This is a genomic window from Actinomadura sp. NPDC048394 (assembly GCF_040651755.1).
In the GTDB taxonomy this organism is placed as follows: Bacteria; Actinomycetota; Actinomycetes; order Streptosporangiales; family Streptosporangiaceae; genus Spirillospora; species Spirillospora montaniterrae.
The window spans coordinates 60,171-80,256 of the sequence record NZ_JBEZJL010000050.1 but is presented as its reverse complement, the minus strand read 5'-3'; the positions used below and the strand labels follow the sequence as shown (position 1 = coordinate 80,256).

The window sequence follows — 20,086 nt, the reverse complement described above, 5'->3', positions numbered from 1 at the left end:
TCCAATCGCGGGCGGCGGCGGGGCGGGGGGGGGGGTGGGCGGGGGGCGCCCTCGCCGCGGCACTCACGCGGGACGGGTCCGGGGGCGTCCCGCGCGCGGGACGCCCCTGGACCGTGAACGCGGGTCAGGACTCGCGGGCCGCCGCGCGCCTGCGGGTCGCGGCGATCGCCACCCCGCCGGCCGTGATCGCGGCCAGGCCGAGCGCGGCGATCGGCAGCGCGTCGGTGCCGGTGAACGGCAGCCCCTTCTGCGGGACGAACGCCGACGCGCTGGCGCCCGAACCGAGCCCGCCGCCGCCGTGCGCGGACGGCAGGTCCGGCAGCAGCGGCGCCGACGGCAGCGCGGGCGGCGCCGGGGACGGGCCGGGCGGCGTGCCGGGGCCCGTGGGCGGCGGCGGGGTAGGCGGCGACGGCGGCAGCGGCGACGTCGGCGGCGGGGTCGGCGGGCTGGGCGGGGTGGGGGCCTGCTCGCAGCCGCCGCCGACGCAGGCGCCGAGGTTCAGGTGCGCCGACACGGGCGTGCCGCCCGCGGGCGCGAGCCCGACGGCCAGTTCGGTGTTGCCGCTGATGAGCCGACGGCCCGCCGACAGGGTGCCCCCGGTCGCGACCTTCAGGTTCGCGCCGCCAGCCGGGGTCCTGACGTCGCCGTCCACCCGGGCGCCCGCCGCGAGGGTGGCGTCGCCGAGTCCGGCGCTCGCGCCGGTCCGCACCCGGAGGCCGGCCTCGCCGTCCGGTGTCCGGACGCCCGCGCCCAGGTCGAGGCCGGCGCTCGCGGTCTTCGTGCGCTCGTCATAGGCGAGCGTGGCGTTCAGGTGCAGGTCCAGCGCGGGCGCAGCGGGCTTCGCGACCGGCTTCGCGGCCGCCTTGGTGCGCTTCGCCTTCACCTTGTGCGCGGCGCTCTTCACACGCTGGCGCTGCTTGGCGGGATGGGCCGGATGCTTGCGGGCCTTGAGCAGATGCTTGTGGGCCCCGACCGGATGCTCGGCCGACGCGAGCAGGAAGGGGGAACGGTCGGCGGGGGGCCGGGACGTGTCGGCGTTCGACACGCCGCTCATCGCGGCGATGCCGAGAACCGTCGCTCCGGCCGTCACCGCGAGTCTCCTACCGTGGTGCACTGATGCTCCTGAGGGGGAGGGGTATTGGTTGCACAACCTGCGAGCACGTTTACACGTCACGTAGTCGAAGTGAACGGCGATCCCCGTATTTGGGGAGACGTTCACAACTGCGTCAGTGGTCTTTTGTGCACCTTCCGCAACGACCCGCGGCGGTCGAGCGGGTCAGGACGTCCGGTCGAGGTCCGCGATCCTGCGAAACTGGACCGATGACCAGGGTCATCGCGGGGAGCGCGGGGGGACGGCGGCTCGCCGTCCCGGCCGGACGGGACACCAGGCCGACGAGCGACCGGGCGCGGGAGGGCCTGTTCTCCACCGTGCAGGCGCTGCTCGGCCCGCTGGACGGGCTGCGCGTCGCCGACCTGTACGCCGGGTCCGGCGCGGTCGGGCTGGAGGCGCTGTCGCGCGGCGCGGCGCACGCCCTGCTCGTCGAGTCGCACCCGCGCGCGCTGAAGGTGATCCGGCAGAACGCCGCGGCGCTCGGGCTGCCCGGAGCCGTCCCGACGGGGGAGAAGGCGGAGCGCCTCGCCCGCACCCCGCCGGACGAGCCGTACGACCTGATCTTCGCCGACCCGCCGTACGCGCTCGCGGACGCCGCCGTCACCGGCCTGCTGGAGGACCTGCGCGACAACGGCTGGACGGCCCCGGACGCGCTGGTCGTGGTCGAGCGGTCCGTCCGCGGCGCTGATCTGGCCTGGCCGGACGGGTACCAAGGGGAGCGCGACCGGCGGTACGGCGAGGCCGTGTTCTGGTACGGCCGGGCGCTCGGCGCCTGAACGCTCGCTGAACGCCCGCCGAGAGATACCTGGGAGTACGCGGCGGTGACGCGTCGCGCGGCGCGCGCAGGGTAGGGGCGGAGGCATGAGACCGGGGATCGACCGGGCCTTGGCGGCCACCTGGGTCGTCGCGCTCGCGATGACGGTCGCCCTGCTCGCCAACGTCACCTACGTGCAGGGCTTCGAGGCGCAGGACCTGCGGGACAGCAGCCTCAACGCGCGCCGCCTGCAGAACCGCAACCTGGTCGAGCGCGGCCCCATCGTCGCCGACGGCCAGCGGCTGGCCTGGTCGGAGCTCACGTCGGACGGCAAGACGTACCAGCGGCACTACGCCGACAGCAAGGTCTTCTCGCCGATCACGGGGTACTTCTCGCCGTTCGCCGAGACCGGGCTCGAAGGCGCGGAGAACCACTTCCTCGACGGCAGCGACGCGCGGCTCGCCACCACGAACCTCATCGACAAGCTCATCGGCAAGCACGTCCCCGGCGGGACCGTCGAGGCCACGATCAACGTGAAGGCGCAGCGCGCCGCCTACGAGGCCTTGCAGGCCACCGGCGCGCGGCGCGCCGCGGCCGTCGCCATCGACGCGAAGACGGGCGCGATCCTGGTGATGGCCTCCACCCCGTCCTACGACGCCAACGACGTGTCGGTCCTCAGCGGGGACAAGTCGCAGGCCGCGTTCGACAAGCTGAACTCCGAGCCGCTCAAGCCGCTGCTCAACAAGGCGACCGGCGAGGTGTACCCGCCCGGCTCGACGTTCAAGACGATCGTCGCCTCCACCGCCCTGAACGCCGGCAAGAGCGAGGACTCGCAGGTCCGCGCCGGGCGCAGCTACCAGGCGCCGGGCGGCGGGCAGCCGATCAACAACGACGCCGGCGACATCGGCGGCGAGTGCGACCAGAACCCGATCCCGCTGATCGACGCCTACGCGCAGTCCTGCAACACCACGTTCGCCTACATGGGCGCGCAGAACCCCGGCAACGCCGCCGTCCACGAGCAGGCCGGCAAGTTCGGCTTCGGCGACCGGATCAAGATCGAGGACGGGATGTCCGCCGCGCCCAGCTCGTTCCCGGAGACCGGGCAGCCGGTGCTCAGCGCGCTCGGCTCGATCGGCCAGGGCAGCACCGTCGCCACCCCGCTGCAGATGGCGCTGGTCGCCGCGGCCGTGCTGAACGACGGGAAGATCATGCAGCCGTACCTGGTGGACAAGCTCCGCGCCGCCGACGGCTCGGTCGTCCAGCAGGCCGACCAGAAGGTGATGGCGCGGCCGCTGACGTCCGACCAGGCGAGCCAGATGCGGGACCTCATGAAGGCCGTCGTCGCGAAGGGCACCGGCAAGTCGCTGCAGGGCACCTCGGTGGCCGGCGGCAAGACCGGCACCGCCGACGTGGAGAACGCCCCCTACAACGACCGCTGGTTCATCGGCTTCGGCCCCCGCAGCGACCCGCGGTACGCGGTCGCGGTGATGACCGAGAAGGACGGCTACGGCATCGAGTCCGGCCCGATCGCCGCGAAGATCTTCGACGCCCTCGGCGGCTGACCGGGGGCCCGGTCGCCGCCCCGGCGCCGTCCGGCGGCGGGCACGGAGCGGCCCGGGTGAAAGCGGGCCGAACCGGATTTGGTACGTTCGCGCCGCAGGTCAGAAACCGGGACCGAAGGGGTTCGCGCCGTGCGCCGTGTCGTCTGTCCGGGATCGTTCGACCCCGTTACCAACGGGCACCTCGACATCATCAGCCGCGCCTCCCGTCTCTACGACGAGGTGGTCGTGGCCGTCCTGATCAACAAGAACAAGAAGAGCCTGTTCACGGTCGACGAGCGCGCCGACATGATCACGGCCGTGACCAAGGAGTACGGCAACGTCAAGGTGGACAAGTTCTACGGGCTGACCGTCGACTACTGCAAGGAGCAGGACATCCCGGTGATCGTCCGCGGACTGCGGGCCGTCAGCGACTACGAGTACGAGCTGCAGATGGCGCAGATGAACCACCGCATCGCGGGCGTGGAGACCCTGTTCATGGCCACCAACCCCGAGTACGCCTTCCTGTCCTCCAGCCTGATGAAGGAGGTCGTGAAGTTCGGCGGCGACATCTCCGGCCTCGTCCCCGACATCGTGCACGACCGCCTCGTGGAACGGCTGCAGCAGCAGACCTGACCGGCGCCTGAGCGGAGTCGCCCGCTGCGGCGCCGGCCCGGGCGGCGCTGGTGGGAGGGGCGCGAGTTGGGGCATCGGCCGGTGTTCGGTACCCTGGGACATCGGCCATCACGGCGGCCGCAGTTCGCCATGCCTCACGAAAGCAGGACTCCGCTGACTCGCCTCGATCCCAACGCCCCGCTCGTGCTCGACACCCGAGCTCTCAGCAGGCAACCCGGGTCGTCGCGGGAGATGCGCCTGTCCGTGCCGGCTCCGGAGAACTTCGGCGTCGAGATGGTGGGCGTCCCCGAGGGCGCCGCGATCGAGCTGGACCTCCGGCTCGAGGCGGTGCTGGAGGGGGTGCTCGTCACGGGCACGGCGACGGTCCCCCTCGAGGGGGAGTGCGCCCGCTGCCTGGACCCGATCGCCTCGACCTTCGAGGCGGACTTCCAGGAGCTCTTCGTCTATCCTGACACCCGCTCCGGCGGGAACGCCGAGGACGACGAGCTCCGCCTCGAGGACGATCTGATCGACCTCGAACCGGTGCTCCGGGACGCGGTGCTGCTCGCGCTGCCGCTCTCGCCGCTGTGCCGGGACGACTGTCCCGGGCTGTGCGCGGAGTGCGGCGCACGGCTCGCCGACGTCGGCCCGGACCACCACCACGACGTCGCCGACCCGCGCTGGGCGGCGCTGCAGGACCTCGCCGGCGAACCGTCGCCGGAGCCTCCCGAGGGGGGACGCGGGGACTCCGGTCCCCGTGGATCAGTCGACCAACAAGGAAAGCAGGAGGGCTGACGTGGCCGTCCCGAAGCGGAAGAAGTCGCGCAGCAACACGCGGCACCGGCGCTCGCAGTGGAAGGCCACCGCGCCGACCCTCGTCGAGTGCCCGACGTGCCGCGACAAGAAGCTGCCCCACACCGCGTGCGCGACGTGCGGCACCTACGACCGGCGGCAGGTCATCGCCCCGTCGGCCTGAGCCTTTTCGCATCCCGGGGGGCGGACCCGCCGGCGGCGCGCCTCGCGGCGCGGCGCGGGCGCCCGCCCCTCACGGATGCGCGGCAACCCCGACCACCCGGCGCGTGACGTCGGCGTGGTGAGCGGCGCGGACCCTGCGCCCGGAGCCGTGGTGCACGCCGGGATCATCCGAACCGGCGCGCACCTCGTCTTCGCGGACCCGTCCTTCCGGGGCGACCCGGACGCGTCGTGCTTGCTCGCCGTCGCGGCCTCCCCGGCCGCCGCGCCCCTGCGGCGACCGCGCCCTGCGCGGTGCCCGGCCTGCGAGGAGGGCCTGTGAGCAAGAAGTCGTCCGATCCCGTTCCCGACCGCGCCGAGCTGTCCGCCGCCCTCGGCGTGGAGGTCACCGGCGATCTGCTGGAGCGCGCGCTGACGCACCGTTCGTACGCCTACGAGAACGGCGGCCTGCCCACCAACGAGCGGCTGGAGTTCCTCGGGGACTCGGTCCTCGGCCTGGTCGTCACCGACACCCTGTTCCGGGGCCACCCGGACCTGCCGGAGGGGCAGCTGGCCAAGCTGCGCGCCGCGGTGGTGAACATGCGGGCGCTGGCGGGCGTCGCGCGCGCGCTCGGCGTCGGCGCGCACATCCGGCTCGGCCGCGGCGAGGAGGGCACCGGCGGCCGCGACAAGGCCTCGATCCTCGCCGACACCCTGGAGGCGCTGATCGGCGCCGTCTACCTGGACAAGGGCCTGGACGAGGCGTCCGCGCTGGTGCACCGGCTGTTCGACGCGCTGATCGCCCGTTCGGCGGGCCTCGGCGCCGGCCTCGACTGGAAGACCTCGCTGCAGGAGCTGACCGCGGTCGAGGAGCTGGGCGTCCCCGAGTACCACGTCGCCGAGAGCGGCCCCGACCACCAGAAGACGTTCCGGGCGTCGGTTCGGGTGGGCGGGACGACCTACGGGTCAGGTGAGGGCCGCAGCAAGAAGGAGGCCGAGCAGCACGCCGCCGAGGCCGCCTGGAACGCGATCCGCGAGATCGTCGTCCAGCGGGAGGCGGCCGAGCAGGCGGGCGCCGCCGCGGAGCCGGCGGAAGCGCAGGCGGGGCCGAAGGGATCGCGTTCGGCCGGGCTCGCCGGTGCCTGAGCTCCCCGAGGTCGAGGTCGTCCGGCGCGGCCTGGAGCGGTGGACGGCGGGCCGGACGATCGCGTCGGCCGAGGTGCTGCACCCGCGCTCGGTGCGCCGGCACGAGGCCGGCCCGGCGGACTTCGCCGGGCGGCTCGCAGCCCGCACCGTGCTGGCCCCGCGCCGCCGCGGCAAGTACATGTGGCTGCCGCTGCGCGCCGAGTCGGAGGACGAGCCGGGGGAGGCGCTGCTCGCCCACCTCGGGATGAGCGGGCAGCTGCTCGTCGGCGAGCCGGACCGGGAGCGCGAGAAGCACCTGCGGGTCCGGATGGTCTTCGACGACGGCGGCCACGACCTGCGCTTCGTCGACCAGCGGACGTTCGGGCACCTGATGGTGGCCGACCTCGTGCCGGACGCGTTCGACGCCGGCGCGCTCGTCCCCGAGCCGATCGTGCACATCGCCGCGGACCCGCTGGAGGACGCGTTCGACGCGGAGGCGTTCTACCGGGCGCTGCGCCGCCGCAAGACGGGCATCAAGCGGGCGCTGCTCGACCAGTCCCTCATCAGCGGCGTCGGCAACATCTACGCCGACGAGGCGCTGTGGCGGGCGAGGCTGCACTGGGCGCGGCCGACCGAGACGATGACCCGCGCCGAGGCCGCGCGCGTGCTGGAGGCCGCCAGGGAGGTCATGGGCGCCGCCCTGGCCGTCGGCGGCACCTCGTTCGACAGCCTCTACGTCAACGTGAACGGCGAGAGCGGCTACTTCGAGCGGTCGCTGGACGCGTACGGCCGGCGGGGCGAGCCGTGCGGCCGCTGCGGGACGCCGATCCGCCGCGACGAGTTCATGAACCGCTCGTCCTACAGCTGCCCGGTGTGCCAGCCGAAGCCGCGCCGCGCGCGCTACTAGGCTGCCCGGGTTCGGGATCGAGGGGGGCCGATGGGCGAGGCGGAGCAGGAGACGGTGCGGCTGACCGCGTGGGTGCGGGGCCGGGTGCAGGGCGTGGGTTTCCGCTGGTGGGTGCGGTCGCGTGCGCTGGAGCTGGGTCTCGCGGGCAGCGCGACGAACCTGAGCGACGGGCGCGTGGAGGTCGTGGCGGAGGGCGCGCGGGAGCGCTGCGAGCGGCTGCTGGAGCTGCTGGAGGGCGACGAGCCGGGCGGGGTGCCGGGACGGCCGGGCAAGGTGACCGGCGTGGCGCTGCGGTGGAGCGAGCCGCGCGGCGAGGCCGCCGGTTTCCTGGAACGGTGACCGGGTAGGGGGTTCCGGTTTTTACCTGCTAAACTAGTAGAGGAAGGTTGTTACCGGCCTGTGATGTGCGTCTTGACCAGGACACCGGCCGGTGCGACTCTAGACGATACGCGCACCGACTTCAGATGCTTCTCGTGCGCGATCCCTGCTGGTTACTCAGCGTGGAGGACCCTTAGTCATGGCGAAGGCTCTACTCGGCCACGTCGGCGGTCCCGACCCCCGGATGGTCGCGGAGATGCGGCGCCTGCAGCAGCGCGTACGGGACCTGGAAGCCGAGCTCGTACGGCTCCAGGCGGAGAACGACGCGCTTGCGACGGCGACGGACGACGACGTGATGTCGCTCGCGGTGAAGGACCGTGAACCGGCGCTGACCTGATCGGCGCCTTTTTTCTGGAACTGGACAGGGACGCCGTCACCAGGCGTCCCTTCTGTTTTGCCCACCCCACCCGGTGACGGGCGTCACCGCACGCCGCCGGGCGGTCGATCTCCGGTCAAACCTTCGTAGCGTTTTGGTCTGACCGAGTTCGGGGCCTTTGCGGCATTCGCCGTATTAACGGGCATCCGTCCGGCGTACCGGGCCGTGCCCCGAATCCGCCTCCCATCCGTGCGGGTGCCGTGCCCGCACCGTCCGCGGCCGGTATCGTTCGTTCGGATTCCCGGGAGCCGGCGGCGCAGGAGGAGGACGGCGGGCGCGTGTACCTGAAGACCCTGACGCTGCGCGGCTTCAAGTCCTTCGCGTCCTCCACGACGCTGAAGTTCGAGCCGGGCATCACCGCCGTCGTCGGCCCCAACGGGTCGGGCAAGTCCAACGTGGTGGACGCGCTGGCCTGGGTGATGGGCGAGCAGGGCGCCAAGTCGCTGCGCGGCGGCAAGATGGAGGACGTCATCTTCGCCGGCACCGCGAACCGGGCCCCGCTCGGCCGCGCCGAGGTCGTGCTGACGATCGACAACGCCGACGGCGCGCTGCCGATCGACTACACCGAGGTCACGATCAGCCGGCTGATGTTCCGGTCCGGGTCCAGCGAGTACGCGATCAACGGCGACTCGTGCCGGCTGCTGGACATCCAGGAGCTGCTGTCGGACTCCGGCATCGGCCGCGAGATGCACGTGATCATCGGGCAGGGGCAGCTCGACCGCGTCCTGCACTCCGGCCCCGAGGGCCGCCGCGCCGTGATCGAGGAGGCGGCCGGCGTCCTCAAGCACCGCAAGCGCAAGGAGAAGGCGCTGCGCAAGCTGGACGCGATGCAGGCGAACCTGACCCGCGTCCAGGACCTCACCACCGAGCTGCGCCGCCAGCTCAAGCCGCTCGGCAAGCAGGCCGAGATCGCTCGACGGGCCGCCGTGATCCAGGCCGACCTGCGCGACGCGCGGCTGCGGCTGCTCGCCGACGACCTGGTCACGCTGCGCACCAAGCTGGAGCAGGAGGCCGCCGACGAGGCGGCGATCCGGGAGCGCCGCACCGAGACCGAGCGCGCGCTCGGCGAGGCGCAGGAGCGCGAGGCGGTCCTGGAGGCCGAGGAGGCCGAGCAGGCGCCGAAGCTCGCGCAGGTGCAGGACACCTGGTTCCGGCTGTCGGCGCTGAAGGAGCGGCTGCGCGGCGTCGGCGACCTCGCCGCCGAGCGGCACCGCAACGCCGCCGAGGCGCGCGACGAGGAGCGCCGCGGCCGCGACCCCGAGGACATGGAGCGCGAGGCCGCCGAGATCCGCGAGCAGGAGGAGATGCTCCGCGCCGCGCTCGACGAGGCGCAGGACGGGCTGGCCGACGCGGTCGAGCAGCGCACCGGCGCCGAGGAGGCGCTCGCCGCCGAGGAGCGCCGGCTGCAGGCCGCCGCCCGCGCCGCCGCCGACCGCCGCGAGGAGCTGGCGCGGCTGCGCGGCCGCGTCGAGGCGCTGCGCAGCAAGGCGCAGGCGGGCCGCTCCGAGATCGGCCGGCTCGCGGACGCCCGCGACGAGGCCGCGCAGCGCGCCGAGACCGCGCAGGCAGAGTTCGAGGCGTTCGAGGCCGAGGTCGTCGAGGACCCGGCGCTCGCCGCCGAGCACGAGACGGCGCAGGAGGCGCTCGCCACCGCCAAGGACGCCGCCGAGGCCGCCCGCGCCGCCGTCGACGAGCCGCGCCGCGCACTCAAGGACGCGCGCTCCGCCGTCGCCGCCGCGCGGACCGCAGACCAGGCCGCGCAGAAGAAGGTCACCGCGCTGCAGGCACGGATCGAGGCGCTGAACCTGACCCTCGCCAGCGCCGCCGACGGCGGCGAGGCGCTGCTCGCGGCCGGCGCCGAGGGCTCCGTCGAGGGCGTGCTCGGCACGGTCGCCTCGCTGCTGACCGTCAGGCCCGGCTACGAGACGGCGGTCGCCGCCGCGCTGGGCGACGCCGCTCAGGCCATCGCGGTCGGGTCGCTCGACACCGCGGAGGCGGCGCTGACGCTGCTGCGGTCCCGCGACGCGGGCCGCGCGGGCCTGCTCGTCGGCGGGGGAGACCCCGGCCGGTCCGAGCGCCTGCCCGGCATCGACTACGCGGCCGATGCGGTGACCGTGCCCGACGCGGTGCGCCCCGCGCTGGAGCATCTGCTGCACGGCGTCGCCGTGGTCGACGACGTCCCCGCCGCCGCGGCGCTCGTCCGCCGCGAGCCCGCGCTGCGCGCCGTCACCCGCGACGGTGACCTCGTCGGCGCGCACTGGGCGCAGGGCGGCGCCGCCGGCGGCGGGCAGAGCCTGCTGCAGATGCGCGCCACCCTCGACCAGGCCACCGAGGACCTCGCCGCCGCCGAGACCGCCGCCGAGACCGCCGCCGGGGAGCTCACGGCGTCCGCGGAGGCCGAGCAGTCCGCGCAGGCCGCGCTGGACGCCGCGCAGGCCGCCGCCAACCAGGCCCAGAACGGGGTGAACCAGGCGCAGGCCGACCTCGACCGGGTCCGCGCGCGGCTCCGCGAGTTCGACGCGCAGGCCGCGCAGGAGGCCAAGCGCGCCGCCCGGCTGGAGGCCGACGTCCGAGCCGCGCGCGGCGAGGCCGAACGGCTCACCAAGGCGCTCGACGCGGCGAACGAGTCGCTGGAGCGCGACACCGAGGCCGCCGAGGAGCTGGCGATGCGGCTCGCCGAGTCGGAGGAGGCCGCCGAGGTCGCCGACGAGGCCGGGCACGACACCGACGCCCGTGACGAGCTCGCCGAGCGCTGCCGGGTGCTGCGCTCGTCGGAGATGGAGGCGCGGCTCGCCGTCCGGACCGCCGAGGAGCGCGTCCAGGCCATCACCGGCCGCGCCGACGCGCTGGAGCGCGGCGCCCGCCGCGAGCGGGAGGAGCGCGCCCGCGCCGCCGAGCGCCGCGCCCGCCGCGAGCTCCAGGCCCGGACCGCCAAGGCCGTCCTCAAGGGCGCGCGCACCACCCTGGACCGGATCGAGCTGTCGCTGGCCGCCGCCGTCCGGCAGCGCGAGGCCGCCGAACAGGCCAAGGCCGCCCGCGAGGCCGAGCTGAAGGTCGTCCGCACCCAGGTCCGCGAACTGTCGGGCACGCTGGAACGCCTCGTCAACGTCGTGCACGGCAACGAGGTCGCGCGCGCGGAGCAGCGCCTCCGCCTCGAGCAGCTCGAGCAGCGCGCGCTGGAGGAGTTCGGCCTGGAGGTCGACTCCCTCGTCAACGAGTACGGGCCCGACCAGCCCGTCCCGCCCGACCCCGACCAGGGGGAGGACGCGGTGCCCGCCCCGTACGTCCGGGCCGTCCAGGAGAAGCGCGCCAAGGCCGCCGAACGCCAGCTCAACCAGCTCGGCAAGGTGAACCCGCTCGCGCTGGAGGAGTTCGCGGCGCTGGAGGAGCGGCACGCGTTCCTCACCTCCCAGCTCGACGACCTGAAGAAGACGCAGCGGGAGCTGCTCGCCTTGGTCAAGGAGGTCGACGACCGGGTGCAGCAGGTGTTCGCCGCCGCCTACGACGACACCGCCCGCGAGTTCGAGCGGATCTTCGCGCGGCTGTTCCCCGGCGGCGAGGGCAGCCTGTCGCTCACCGAGCCGGAGGACATGCTCGCCACCGGCGTCGAGGTCGCCGCGCGGCCGCCCGGCAAGAAGGTGAAGCGGCTGTCGCTGCTGTCGGGCGGCGAGCGGTCGCTGGTCGCGATCGCGTTCCTCGTCGCGGTGTTCAAGGCCCGCCCGTCCCCGTTCTACGTGCTGGACGAGGTCGAGGCCGCGCTGGACGACACCAACACCCAGCGGCTGATCACGGTGTTCGAGGAGCTGCGCGAGTCGTCCCAGCTCATCGTCATCACGCACCAGAAGCGCACGATGGAGGGCGCCGACGCGCTCTACGGCGTCAGCATGCGCGGCGACGGCGTCACCCAGGTCGTCAGCCAGCGGCTCCGCGAGCAGGAACCCGCCTGATCTTTCATTTGCCCACAATATTGGACCATTCCAAATGGGCTGTGAGATGGACCACCGTCTCGTTCCGTGGACGTTCCCGATGTTCATCCGAAATATTTCGCGTCCGAATAGCGCATTGCCGGCGCCGCATTTTCCCCGGTAACGGCTGAACGGGGCGGGTGGCGTGCACCGACCGTGATCCACCGGCGACGCTGACGGGCTTGTGCCCGCCCGGTGGTTCCACTAGTCATGTGCCCCGTGGTTCTCCGGCTCCCCTCCCGGACACCCCGCCCGGGCTCGGAGAACCGCTGGAGAGGACACCGTGGACCCGCAGAAACTCAAGGACAATTTCGCGCAGGTGGGAGCGAACGGCATTGTCGTCGCGGAATATTTCTATGCCGATCTGTTCGCCCGGGAACCGCAGCTCAGAAGCATGTTCCCGGCCGCGATGAGCAAGCAGCACGAGGTGCTCCTCGGCGCGCTGTCGCAGATCGTGTCCTCGGTCGACGACACCGATACGCTCGTCCCGTTCCTGCAGGATCTCGGCCGCCGGCACCACGGTTTCGGGGTCGCCGCCGACCACTACGCCCCCGTCGGCGCCAGCCTGCTGGCGACCCTCGCCTACTTCAGCGGCCCCGACTGGAACGAGGACCTGGAGCGCGACTGGGCCGCCGCCTACGGCCTGGTCGCCCAGGTCATGACGGAGGCCGCCGCCGAGCCCGTCGCCTGACCGCGACGTGGACGCCCAGCGCCTGAAGGAGAACTTCGCCGCCGTCGCCCAGCAGGGCGACGCCGTCGCGATGTTCTTCTACTCCGACCTGTTCGTGCGCAACCCGCACCTGCGCGACATGTTCCCGATCGGGATGACCGGGCAGCGCGACAAGCTGCTGCGCGCGCTCGGCCAGATCGTCTCCAAGGTCGACGACCTGCCGTCGCTCGTGCCGTTCCTGCAGCAGCTCGGCCGCGACCACCGCCGGTTCGGGATCGTCGCCGAGCACTACCCGAACGTCGGCGCGAGCCTGCTCGCCACGCTCCGGCACTTCTCCGGCGCCGCCTGGACCGAGGAGGTCGAGAGCGACTGGAACGCCGCCTACAGCCTGGTCGCCAAGGTCATGCTGGAGGCCGCCGACGAGAACGCGCTCACCAGCCCCGCCTGGTGGAACGGCCAGGTCATCGCGGCGGAGCGGCGCCGCTTCGACATCGCCGTCCTGCGCGTCCAGCCGGACCGCCCGCTGCCGTACACGCCCGGGCAGTCCGTCGCGCTGGAGGTGCCGTCGCGGCTGCGGCACTGGCGGTACTACTCGATGGCGAACGCGCCCCGCCCCGACCACACCGTCGACTTCCACGTCCGGCTGGTGGACGGCGGGCCGGTCAGCCCCGTCCTGGTCCGCGGCACCAAGCCCGGCGACCGCGTCCGGATGGGCGCGCCCGTCGGCACGCTCACGCTGGACGAGGCGTCCGACCGGGACGTGCTGCTCGTCGCGGGCAGCACCGGGCTCGCGCCGCTCAAGGCGATCCTGGAGCAGATCGCCGGACGGCCCGTCCCGCCGCGCGTGCACCTGTTCTTCGGCGCCCGCGACCGCGACGGCCTGTACGACCTGGAGCACCTGAGCAAGCTCGCCGCCGAGCTGCCGTGGCTGACCGTCGTCCCCGCCGTGTCGGACGAGCCCGTCCCCGACGAGTCCGGCGGGCACGGCTTCTCCGCGCTGCTGGGCTCCGGCGGCGGGCACGGAACCGGCCGCGAGGGCCCCGCCAACGAGGGAATCGAGCACGGCGACCTGCCCGACGTCGTCGCCCGCCGCGGCCCCTGGCCCGGCCACGACGCCTACGTGTGCGGGCCGGCCGCGATGGCGGAGGCCGCCGTCGAGCGGCTCGCCGCGTCCGGCGTCGCGCGCGACCGCATCCGCCTCGAATCCTTCGCCGACGCACAGAGGTGACCGCAGTGAACTCCCCGAACCTCCCCGTCGTGCCCGACGGCTCCCGGCTGACCCCGGGCGAGCTGCAGTCGGTGGTGTTCGCGCGCGCCGCCCTCGGCCGCCGCGGCTACGACGAGGACCAGGTCCGCGAATTCCTGCAGTACGTCGAGCGGGAACTCGTCCAGATCCTCAACCAGAAGGCCGCGCTGGGCGAGGAGGTGAACCGGCTGCGCGCCCAGGCGGGCCGCGGCGCGGGCGGCGTCATGGCCCCCGAGGACGCGCACTTCCAGGCCGTCCGGATCCTGTCGCAGGCCCAGCAGACCGCCGACCTGTACGTCGCGGACGCCGAGCGCTACACCCGGGAGCTGGCGCACGAGGCCCGGCTGCACCGCGAGGCGATCCTGTCCGACGCGAAGGGCCGCGCCGAGCAGATGCTGGAGGACGCGCACCGCAAGGCCGCGGAGGTCGCCGACGCCGCGGTCCGCACGGTGCCGCCGCCCGCCGCGACGGCGCCGTCCGGGCCGGGCGTGCCGTCCGGACACGGCGGTGCGCCCGGCGCCGGCGGGGCGTCCGGCGACGAGCGGCGCCACGAGCTGGAGCGCGAGATCGCGTACCTGCGCACCTACAGCGAGGTGTACCGCACCCACCTGCGCTCCTACCTGGAGGCCCTGCTGCGCAACGTCGACGAGTGGGAGAGCTCGGAACGGGCATCGGTACCGGGGGACACCCCGGGGCCGCCGCTCCGGGGCTGATCGGGCACGCCCGCGGCGGGCGTGCTCTTCGCGTGCGCGGGGACGCGCGGGCGAGCGGCGGGTGATCGGCGGGCATGCGGCCGGCGTTCGGCGAGCGTTCGGCGGGGTGTTCGGCCCAGCACCGCCGGTCTGGAAAACTGGGGACGCTATGGAATATGTGATCGTCATCGTCGCGCTGTGCGCGGTCGCGCTGATCATCGGCGGGGTCACGCTGCTGCGCCGCCCGGTCCGCCGCCGCCGTCCGCCGGTCCCGCCCGCCGAGCGGCCGCCCGCCGAGCAGCACGGCGCGACCGCCGTCGACGAGGCGGAGGCCGCCGCCCCCACCATCGAGCGGGCGCCGCCCACCGAGGCGGCACCGCCGCCGCCCACCATCGAGATCGAGCAGCCGCCGCCCGGCGCGGGGCGGCTCGTCCGGCTCCGGGCGCGGCTCGCGCGCTCCCAGTCCGCGTTCGGCAAGACCCTGCTCGGGCTGCTGTCGCGCGACACCCTCGACGACGACGCCTGGGAGGAGATCGAGGACACCCTCATCACCGCCGACATGGGCGCCGCCGTGGCCCGCCAGGTCACCGACGACCTGCGCACCCGGGTGCAGGTGCTCGGCACCCGCAGCCCCGAGGAGGTCCGCGCGCTGCTGAAGGAGGAGCTGGTCAAGCAGATCGGCGCCGACCTGGACCGCTCCCTGCGCACCGAGCCGCACGGCACCCGGCCCGCGGTGCTGATGGTCGTCGGCGTCAACGGCACCGGCAAGACCACCACCTGCGGCAAGCTCGGCCGCGTCCTGGTCGGCGACGGCAACACCGTGCTGCTCGGCGCCGCCGACACCTTCCGCGCCGCCGCCGCCGACCAGCTGGAGACCTGGGGTTCGCGGGTCGGCGCGCAGGTCGTCCGCAAGGACGAGGGCGCCGATCCCGCCAGCGTCGCCTTCGACGCGGTCAAGCAGGGCATCGACACCAAGGTCAACGTGGTGATCATCGACACCGCGGGCCGGCTGCACACCAAGACCGGGCTGATGGACGAGCTCGGCAAGGTCAAGCGGGTCGTGGAGAAGCAGGCCGAGGTGGACGAGGTGCTGCTCGTCCTGGACGCCACGACCGGGCAGAACGGCATGCAGCAGGCCCGCGTGTTCGCCGAGGTCGTCAACATCACCGGCGTGGTGCTGACCAAGCTCGACGGCACCGCCAAGGGCGGCATCGTCGTGCAGGTGCAGCGCGAGCTGGGCGTCCCGGTGAAGCTGGTCGGGCTCGGCGAGGGCCCGGACGACCTCGCCCCGTTCGAGCCCGAGGCGTTCGTGGACGCGATCCTCGGCGACTGAGCGGAAGCGTCCCGCGGCGCCCCGCGACCCGTTGCGGTCGCGGGGCGCCGCCCTTTCCGGGCGCCGTTTCACCTGGACCGGGGCATGACCCGGGGAAAAGCAAACGGTTGCCAACGGACGGGTAAGGCGGTGAGGGTTCCGAAACAGCCGCGAAACATGCCGTAGCGGGGTTTCACACTCCGGAAACACGGGCGGCGCGCCGGTGAAACGGCCGCCCAGGAATCTCGGGGCATCCACGTTTCCGGTCGAGGAGGGGCACTCTCCGAGATGAAGATCGATACAGGCGCGACCGCCTGGATGCTGGCGGCAGCGGCGCTGGTGCTGCTCATGACACCCGGGCTCGCCTTCTTCTACGGCGGCATGACGCGCGCCAAGAGCGTCCTCAACATGATGATGATGTCGTTCGGCGCCATCATCAGCGTCACCATCCTCTGGGTCCTCTTCGGGCACTCCATCGCCTTCACCGACAACGGCAGTTCCTTCGTCAACAAGTTCATCGGCGGATTCGACGCCGTCGGGCTGAAAGGCGTCGCGACCCAGGTCTCCGAAGGGCTGCTGAAGGACCAGAGCGACAACATTCCGACCATGGTCTTCTCGATGTTCCAGCTGACGTTCGCGATCATCACGGTCGCGCTCATCAGCGGCGCCATCGCGGACCGTGCCAAGTTCGGCGCCTGGATGACGTTCACCGTCGCCTGGGCCACGCTGGTGTACTTCCCGGTCGCGCACTGGGTGTGGGGCACGGGCTGGCTGAACAAGCTCGGCATCGAGGACTTCGCGGGCGGGACCGTCGTGCACGTCAACGCCGGAGCCGCGGGCCTCGCGCTGGCGTTCGTCCTCGGCAAGCGGCGCGGCTGGCCGAAGGAGCCGATGCGGCCGCACAACCTGCCGTTCGTGCTGCTCGGCGTCGGCCTGCTGTGGTTCGGCTGGTTCGGCTTCAACGCCGGCTCCGAGCTCGCCGTCGACGGCACCACCGGCCTCGCGTTCATGAACACCCAGATCGCCACCGCCGTCGCCGCGGGCGCCTGGGCCCTGGTCGAGAAGCTGCGCGACGGCCACGCCACCACGCTCGGCGTCGCGTCCGGCGCCGTCGCCGGCCTCGTCGCGATCACCCCGGCGTGCGGGTTCGTCGACCCGTGGGCGGCGATCGTCCTCGGCGCCATCGCGGGCGTCGTCTGCGCCTACGCGATCGGCCTGAAGTACAAGCTCGGCTACGACGACTCCCTCGACGTCGTCGGCGTCCACCTGGTCGGCGGCGCGATCGGCGCGCTGTCGCTCGGCTTCCTGGCCGCCTACCCGTTCCTGCCGAGCCAGCACAAGGGCCTGTTCTACGGCGGCGGCGCGCACCAGCTGGGCCTGCAGGCGCTCGGCCCCGTCGTGATCGGCCTGTACTCGTTCGTGATGGCCTGGATCATCGGGCAGATCATCGACAAGACCATCGGGTTCCGGATCTCCGCCGACGACGAGGCCGCCGGGATCGACGTCACCGCGCACGCCGAGACCGCGTACGATCTCACGCCCGCGGGAGGAGGCGCCTCCCGCGCCGCCGTACCCGGCACCGCGGCACCGCGTGCGGTGTCGCCCGACAAGAAGGTGGAGGCCGACGCGTGAAGCTGATCACCGCCGTCATCAAGCCGTTCAAGCTGGACGAGGTCAAGGCGGCGCTGGAGACCTTCGGGGTCAAGGGGATGACCGTCAGCGAGGCCAGCGGCTACGGCCGGCAGAAGGGCCACACCGAGGTCTACCGCGGCGCCGAGTACAAGGTCGACCTCGTGCCCAAGCTGCGGGTCGAGGTGCTCGTGGACGCCGAGGACGCCGACGACATCATCGACGTCATCGTCAAGGCGGCCCGTACCGACAAGATCGGCGACGGCAAGGTCTGGGCGGTCCCCGTGGACACCGTGGTCCGCGTGCGGACCGGCGAGACCGGCCCGGAAGCCCTGTAGGAGCGGTGTGACCCTCGTCCATCCTCCGACCGGAGACACGGCTCCCGAGGCCGCCCGCGCCGCCCTCGCGGCGGCGCGGGCCGTCCGCGCCGGCGATCTGGACCGCCGCCTCGCGGCCCTGCTCGCCGCCGCCGGCGACGACGTCCCCGGCCGGTCGGCGCCCCCCGCCACCCCGCCCTCCGGCCCCGCCCCCGGCGGCGCGTCCTCCGGTGCGGCGCCCCCCGAGGCCGGGCCCTCCGGCGTCGCGCTCGCGGCCGTGGGCAGCCACGGGCGCCGCGAACTGACCCCCGGCGGGGACCTCGACCTGGTGCTGCTGCACCGCGGGCGCCCCGACATCGGCGAGATCGCCGACCGCATCTGGTACCCGATCTGGGACTCCGGCCTGCGCCTCGACCACTCCGTCCGCACCGTCGCCGAGGCCAGGACCGTCGCCCGCGCCGACCTGAAGGCGGCGCTCGGGCTGCTCACGGTCCGCCGGATCGCCGGCGACCACACCCTCGTGGACGAGCTGCGCGCCGCCGTCCTCGCCGACTGGCGCGCCGACGCCCGCGTCCGGCTCCCGGAACTGGCCGCGCTGTGCCGCGAGCGCTGGGAGCAGCGGGGCGAGCTGGCGTTCCTCCTCGAACCCGACCTCAAGGAGGCCCACGGCGGCCTCCGCGACGTCCACGTCATGCGGGCCGTCGCCGCGTCCTGGATCGCCTCCGCGCCCGACGGGCGCGTGATGGCCGCGCACGACCTGCTCCTCGACATCCGGCACGCCCTGCACGAGTCCACCGGACGCTCCACCGACCGGCTCGTCCTGCAGGAGCAGGAAGCCGTCGCCCACGCCGTCGGCATGGCGGACGCCAACATTCTGCTCAGCGCGATCGCCGAGGCCGCCCGGACGGTCACCTACGCGGCCGACCACCTGTGGCGCCGCGTCGCGCGCGCGACCGGGACGCGCCGCGCGCCCGTCGAGCGCCGGCCCGTGGGGAACGGCGCCGTCGAGCACGACGGCGAGGTCGTCCTGGCCCGCAACGCCGACCTCAGCGACCCCGCGCTGGTCCTGCGCGTCGCCGCGGCCGCCGCCCAGAACGGCCTCCCGCTCGCCCCCGCGACCGTCGCGCACCTCGCCGGCGACGCCGCCCTCCCCGCCGCGCCCTGGCCTCCGGAGGCCCGCGACGCGCTGGTCTCGCTCCTCGGCGCCGGGCCCGCCGCCATCGGCGTCTGGGAGGCCCTCGACCAGGCCGGCCTGATCGTCCGGCTGCTGCCCGACTGGGAACGCGTCCGCAACCGCCCCCAGCGCAACCCCGTGCACCGTTTCACCGTCGACCGGCACCTCGTCGAGACCGCCGCCGGCGCCGCCGCCCTCACCCGCGAGGTCGCCCGCCCCGACCTGCTGCTGGTCGGCGCGCTGCTGCACGACATCGGCAAGGGCTGGCCCGGCGACCATTCCACCAGCGGCGCCGTCGTCGCCCATGACGTCGGCGTGAGACTCGGCTTTCCCGACGGTGACGTCCAGGTCCTGGAGACGGTCGTCCGGCACCACCTGCTGCTGCCCGAGACCGCCACCCGCCGCGACCTCGACGACCCCGTCACCGTCGACACCGTCACCGCCGCCGTCTCCGCCGTCCCCGGCCGCGAGCGCGAGATCCTCGAACTCCTCGCCGCCCTCGCCGTCGCCGACGGCAACGCCACCGGCCCCGCCGCCTGGGGGGCCTGGAAGGCGCGGCTCGTCGCCGAGCTCGCCCGCCGCGCCGCCGCCGCCCTGGCCGGCGGCACCCCGCCGCCCGCGCCCGTCCTCGGACCCGACCGGCTCGCCCTCGCCCGCCACGACGGCGCGGCCGTCCGCGTCACCGGCTCCCGCATCACCGTCGCCGCGCCCGACCGGCCCGGCCTGCTCTGGCGCGCCGCCGGCGTCCTCGCCCTGCACCGCCTCGCCGTCCGCACCGCGCGCACCGTCTCGTCCCCGGCCACCGACACCGGCACCGCCGTCCTCGACTTCACCGCCGTCCCCGAGTACGGCGCCCCGCCCGACCCCGCCGCCCTCGAGGCCGACCTGCGCCGCATGCTCGCCGACCGGCTCGACGTCGCCGACCGGCTGGACCGCCGCGCCCGCTCCGTCCGGATCCGGCCGGGCGCCGCCGTCCCGCCCCCGCGCGTCATGATCGTGGACGACGCGTCCGACACCGCCACCGTCGTCGAGGTCCGCGCGCACGACCGGCCCGGCCTGCTGTGGCGGATCGGCCAGGCCCTCGGCGCCTGCGGCCTGCACATCCGCGCCGCCCAGGTCGACACGCTGGGCGCCGAGGCCGTGGACGTCTTCTACGTCGTCGACGGGGACGGCGCCCCGATCACCGACCCCGCCGCGCTCTCGGCGGTCCGCGCACGCGTCCTGGACGCGCTCGGCTGACCGCCGCCAGGGGAATCCGGCTCGAAGGGTCCAGGGGGCGGCGGATCGGGCGCGCCCCGGCGGGGATCGGCGCGACCGGGCGGGGAC

General features: G+C 74.0%; 18 protein-coding genes. 17 read left to right on the top strand and 1 reads right to left on the bottom strand.

Features of this window, described 5'->3' with window-relative positions; genetic code table 11:
- Positions 1-124: 124 nt before the first annotated feature.
- Positions 125-1,090 (bottom strand): hypothetical protein, encoded by a 966-nt coding sequence (locus AB0C78_RS32115; protein WP_360755149.1) that lies wholly within the window; start codon positions 1,088-1,090, stop codon positions 125-127.
- A gap of 230 nt (positions 1,091-1,320) precedes the next feature.
- On the opposite strand from AB0C78_RS32115, the gene rsmD reads away from it, so the two are divergent.
- From rsmD to AB0C78_RS32030, 17 genes are all read left to right on the top strand, one after another.
- A complete protein-coding gene (gene rsmD / locus AB0C78_RS32110) occupies positions 1,321-1,887 on the top strand; it encodes a 16S rRNA (guanine(966)-N(2))-methyltransferase RsmD (RefSeq protein WP_360755146.1) in 567 nt (188 codons plus the stop codon).
- Positions 1,888-1,972: 85 nt separating this feature from the next.
- On the top strand, positions 1,973-3,427 hold the full coding sequence (locus AB0C78_RS32105; protein WP_360755144.1) for a penicillin-binding transpeptidase domain-containing protein: 1,455 nt from the start codon (positions 1,973-1,975) through the stop codon (positions 3,425-3,427).
- 129 nt (positions 3,428-3,556) lie between these two features.
- A complete protein-coding gene (gene coaD / locus AB0C78_RS32100; RefSeq protein ID WP_360755140.1) occupies positions 3,557-4,039 on the top strand; it encodes a pantetheine-phosphate adenylyltransferase in 483 nt (160 codons plus the stop codon).
- 129 nt (positions 4,040-4,168) lie between these two features.
- On the top strand, positions 4,169-4,813 hold the full coding sequence (locus AB0C78_RS32095) for a YceD family protein (RefSeq protein WP_360755137.1): 645 nt from the start codon (positions 4,169-4,171) through the stop codon (positions 4,811-4,813).
- A gap of 1 nt (position 4,814) precedes the next feature.
- Complete coding sequence (gene rpmF, locus AB0C78_RS32090) at positions 4,815-4,994, top strand: 50S ribosomal protein L32 (protein WP_151545395.1); 180 nt, start codon at positions 4,815-4,817, stop codon at positions 4,992-4,994.
- A 314-nt stretch (positions 4,995-5,308) separates the two neighbouring features.
- Positions 5,309-6,115: a ribonuclease III gene (gene rnc / locus AB0C78_RS32085; protein WP_151545394.1), complete on the top strand. Its 807-nt coding sequence runs from the start codon at positions 5,309-5,311 to the stop codon at positions 6,113-6,115.
- Complete coding sequence (gene mutM, locus AB0C78_RS32080) at positions 6,108-7,001, top strand: bifunctional DNA-formamidopyrimidine glycosylase/DNA-(apurinic or apyrimidinic site) lyase (RefSeq protein WP_360755133.1); 894 nt, start codon at positions 6,108-6,110, stop codon at positions 6,999-7,001. The genes rnc and mutM overlap by 8 nt, the downstream gene beginning before the upstream one ends.
- 30 nt (positions 7,002-7,031) lie before the next feature.
- A complete protein-coding gene (locus AB0C78_RS32075; protein WP_360755131.1) occupies positions 7,032-7,340 on the top strand; it encodes an acylphosphatase in 309 nt (102 codons plus the stop codon).
- A gap of 178 nt (positions 7,341-7,518) precedes the next feature.
- A complete protein-coding gene (locus AB0C78_RS32070; protein WP_021598747.1) occupies positions 7,519-7,716 on the top strand; it encodes a hypothetical protein in 198 nt (65 codons plus the stop codon).
- A gap of 317 nt (positions 7,717-8,033) precedes the next feature.
- Positions 8,034-11,702, top strand: a complete 3,669-nt coding sequence (smc, locus tag AB0C78_RS32065; protein WP_360755127.1) for a chromosome segregation protein SMC — start codon at positions 8,034-8,036, stop codon at positions 11,700-11,702.
- 301 nt (positions 11,703-12,003) lie between these two features.
- Positions 12,004-12,411 carry a globin domain-containing protein gene (locus AB0C78_RS32060; protein ID WP_360755125.1) on the top strand — a complete coding sequence of 136 codons (408 nt, stop codon included), beginning with the start codon at positions 12,004-12,006 and terminating at the stop codon, positions 12,409-12,411.
- 7 nt (positions 12,412-12,418) lie between these two features.
- Positions 12,419-13,618: a globin domain-containing protein gene (locus tag AB0C78_RS32055; protein WP_360755123.1), complete on the top strand. Its 1,200-nt coding sequence runs from the start codon at positions 12,419-12,421 to the stop codon at positions 13,616-13,618.
- Between the two features lie 5 nt (positions 13,619-13,623).
- Positions 13,624-14,349 carry a DivIVA domain-containing protein gene (locus AB0C78_RS32050; protein WP_360755120.1) on the top strand — a complete coding sequence of 242 codons (726 nt, stop codon included), beginning with the start codon at positions 13,624-13,626 and terminating at the stop codon, positions 14,347-14,349.
- 148 nt (positions 14,350-14,497) lie between these two features.
- On the top strand, positions 14,498-15,661 hold the full coding sequence (gene ftsY / locus AB0C78_RS32045) for a signal recognition particle-docking protein FtsY (RefSeq protein WP_360755118.1): 1,164 nt from the start codon (positions 14,498-14,500) through the stop codon (positions 15,659-15,661).
- 267 nt (positions 15,662-15,928) lie between these two features.
- Entirely contained in the window at positions 15,929-17,272 is a 1,344-nt protein-coding gene (locus AB0C78_RS32040) for an ammonium transporter (protein WP_360755115.1), read from the top strand.
- Positions 17,269-17,607, top strand: a complete 339-nt coding sequence (locus AB0C78_RS32035; protein ID WP_131764050.1) for a P-II family nitrogen regulator — start codon at positions 17,269-17,271, stop codon at positions 17,605-17,607. Before AB0C78_RS32040 ends, AB0C78_RS32035 begins: the two co-directional genes overlap by 4 nt.
- Before the next feature lie 7 nt (positions 17,608-17,614).
- Entirely contained in the window at positions 17,615-19,999 is a 2,385-nt protein-coding gene (locus AB0C78_RS32030) for a [protein-PII] uridylyltransferase (protein WP_360755112.1), read from the top strand.
- Positions 20,000-20,086: the final 87 nt, after the last annotated feature.

Coding starts and splice junctions, on each gene's coding strand:
- rsmD (WP_360755146.1), top strand. CDS start 1,321: ATGACCAGGGTCATCGCGGGGAGCGCGGGGGGACGGCGGCTCGCCGTC.
- AB0C78_RS32105 (WP_360755144.1), top strand. CDS start 1,973: ATGAGACCGGGGATCGACCGGGCCTTGGCGGCCACCTGGGTCGTCGCG.
- AB0C78_RS32095 (WP_360755137.1), top strand. CDS start 4,169: ATGCCTCACGAAAGCAGGACTCCGCTGACTCGCCTCGATCCCAACGCC.
- AB0C78_RS32075 (WP_360755131.1), top strand. CDS start 7,032: ATGGGCGAGGCGGAGCAGGAGACGGTGCGGCTGACCGCGTGGGTGCGG.
- AB0C78_RS32070 (WP_021598747.1), top strand. CDS start 7,519: ATGGCGAAGGCTCTACTCGGCCACGTCGGCGGTCCCGACCCCCGGATG.
- ftsY (WP_360755118.1), top strand. CDS start 14,498: ATGGAATATGTGATCGTCATCGTCGCGCTGTGCGCGGTCGCGCTGATC.
- AB0C78_RS32040 (WP_360755115.1), top strand. CDS start 15,929: ATGAAGATCGATACAGGCGCGACCGCCTGGATGCTGGCGGCAGCGGCG.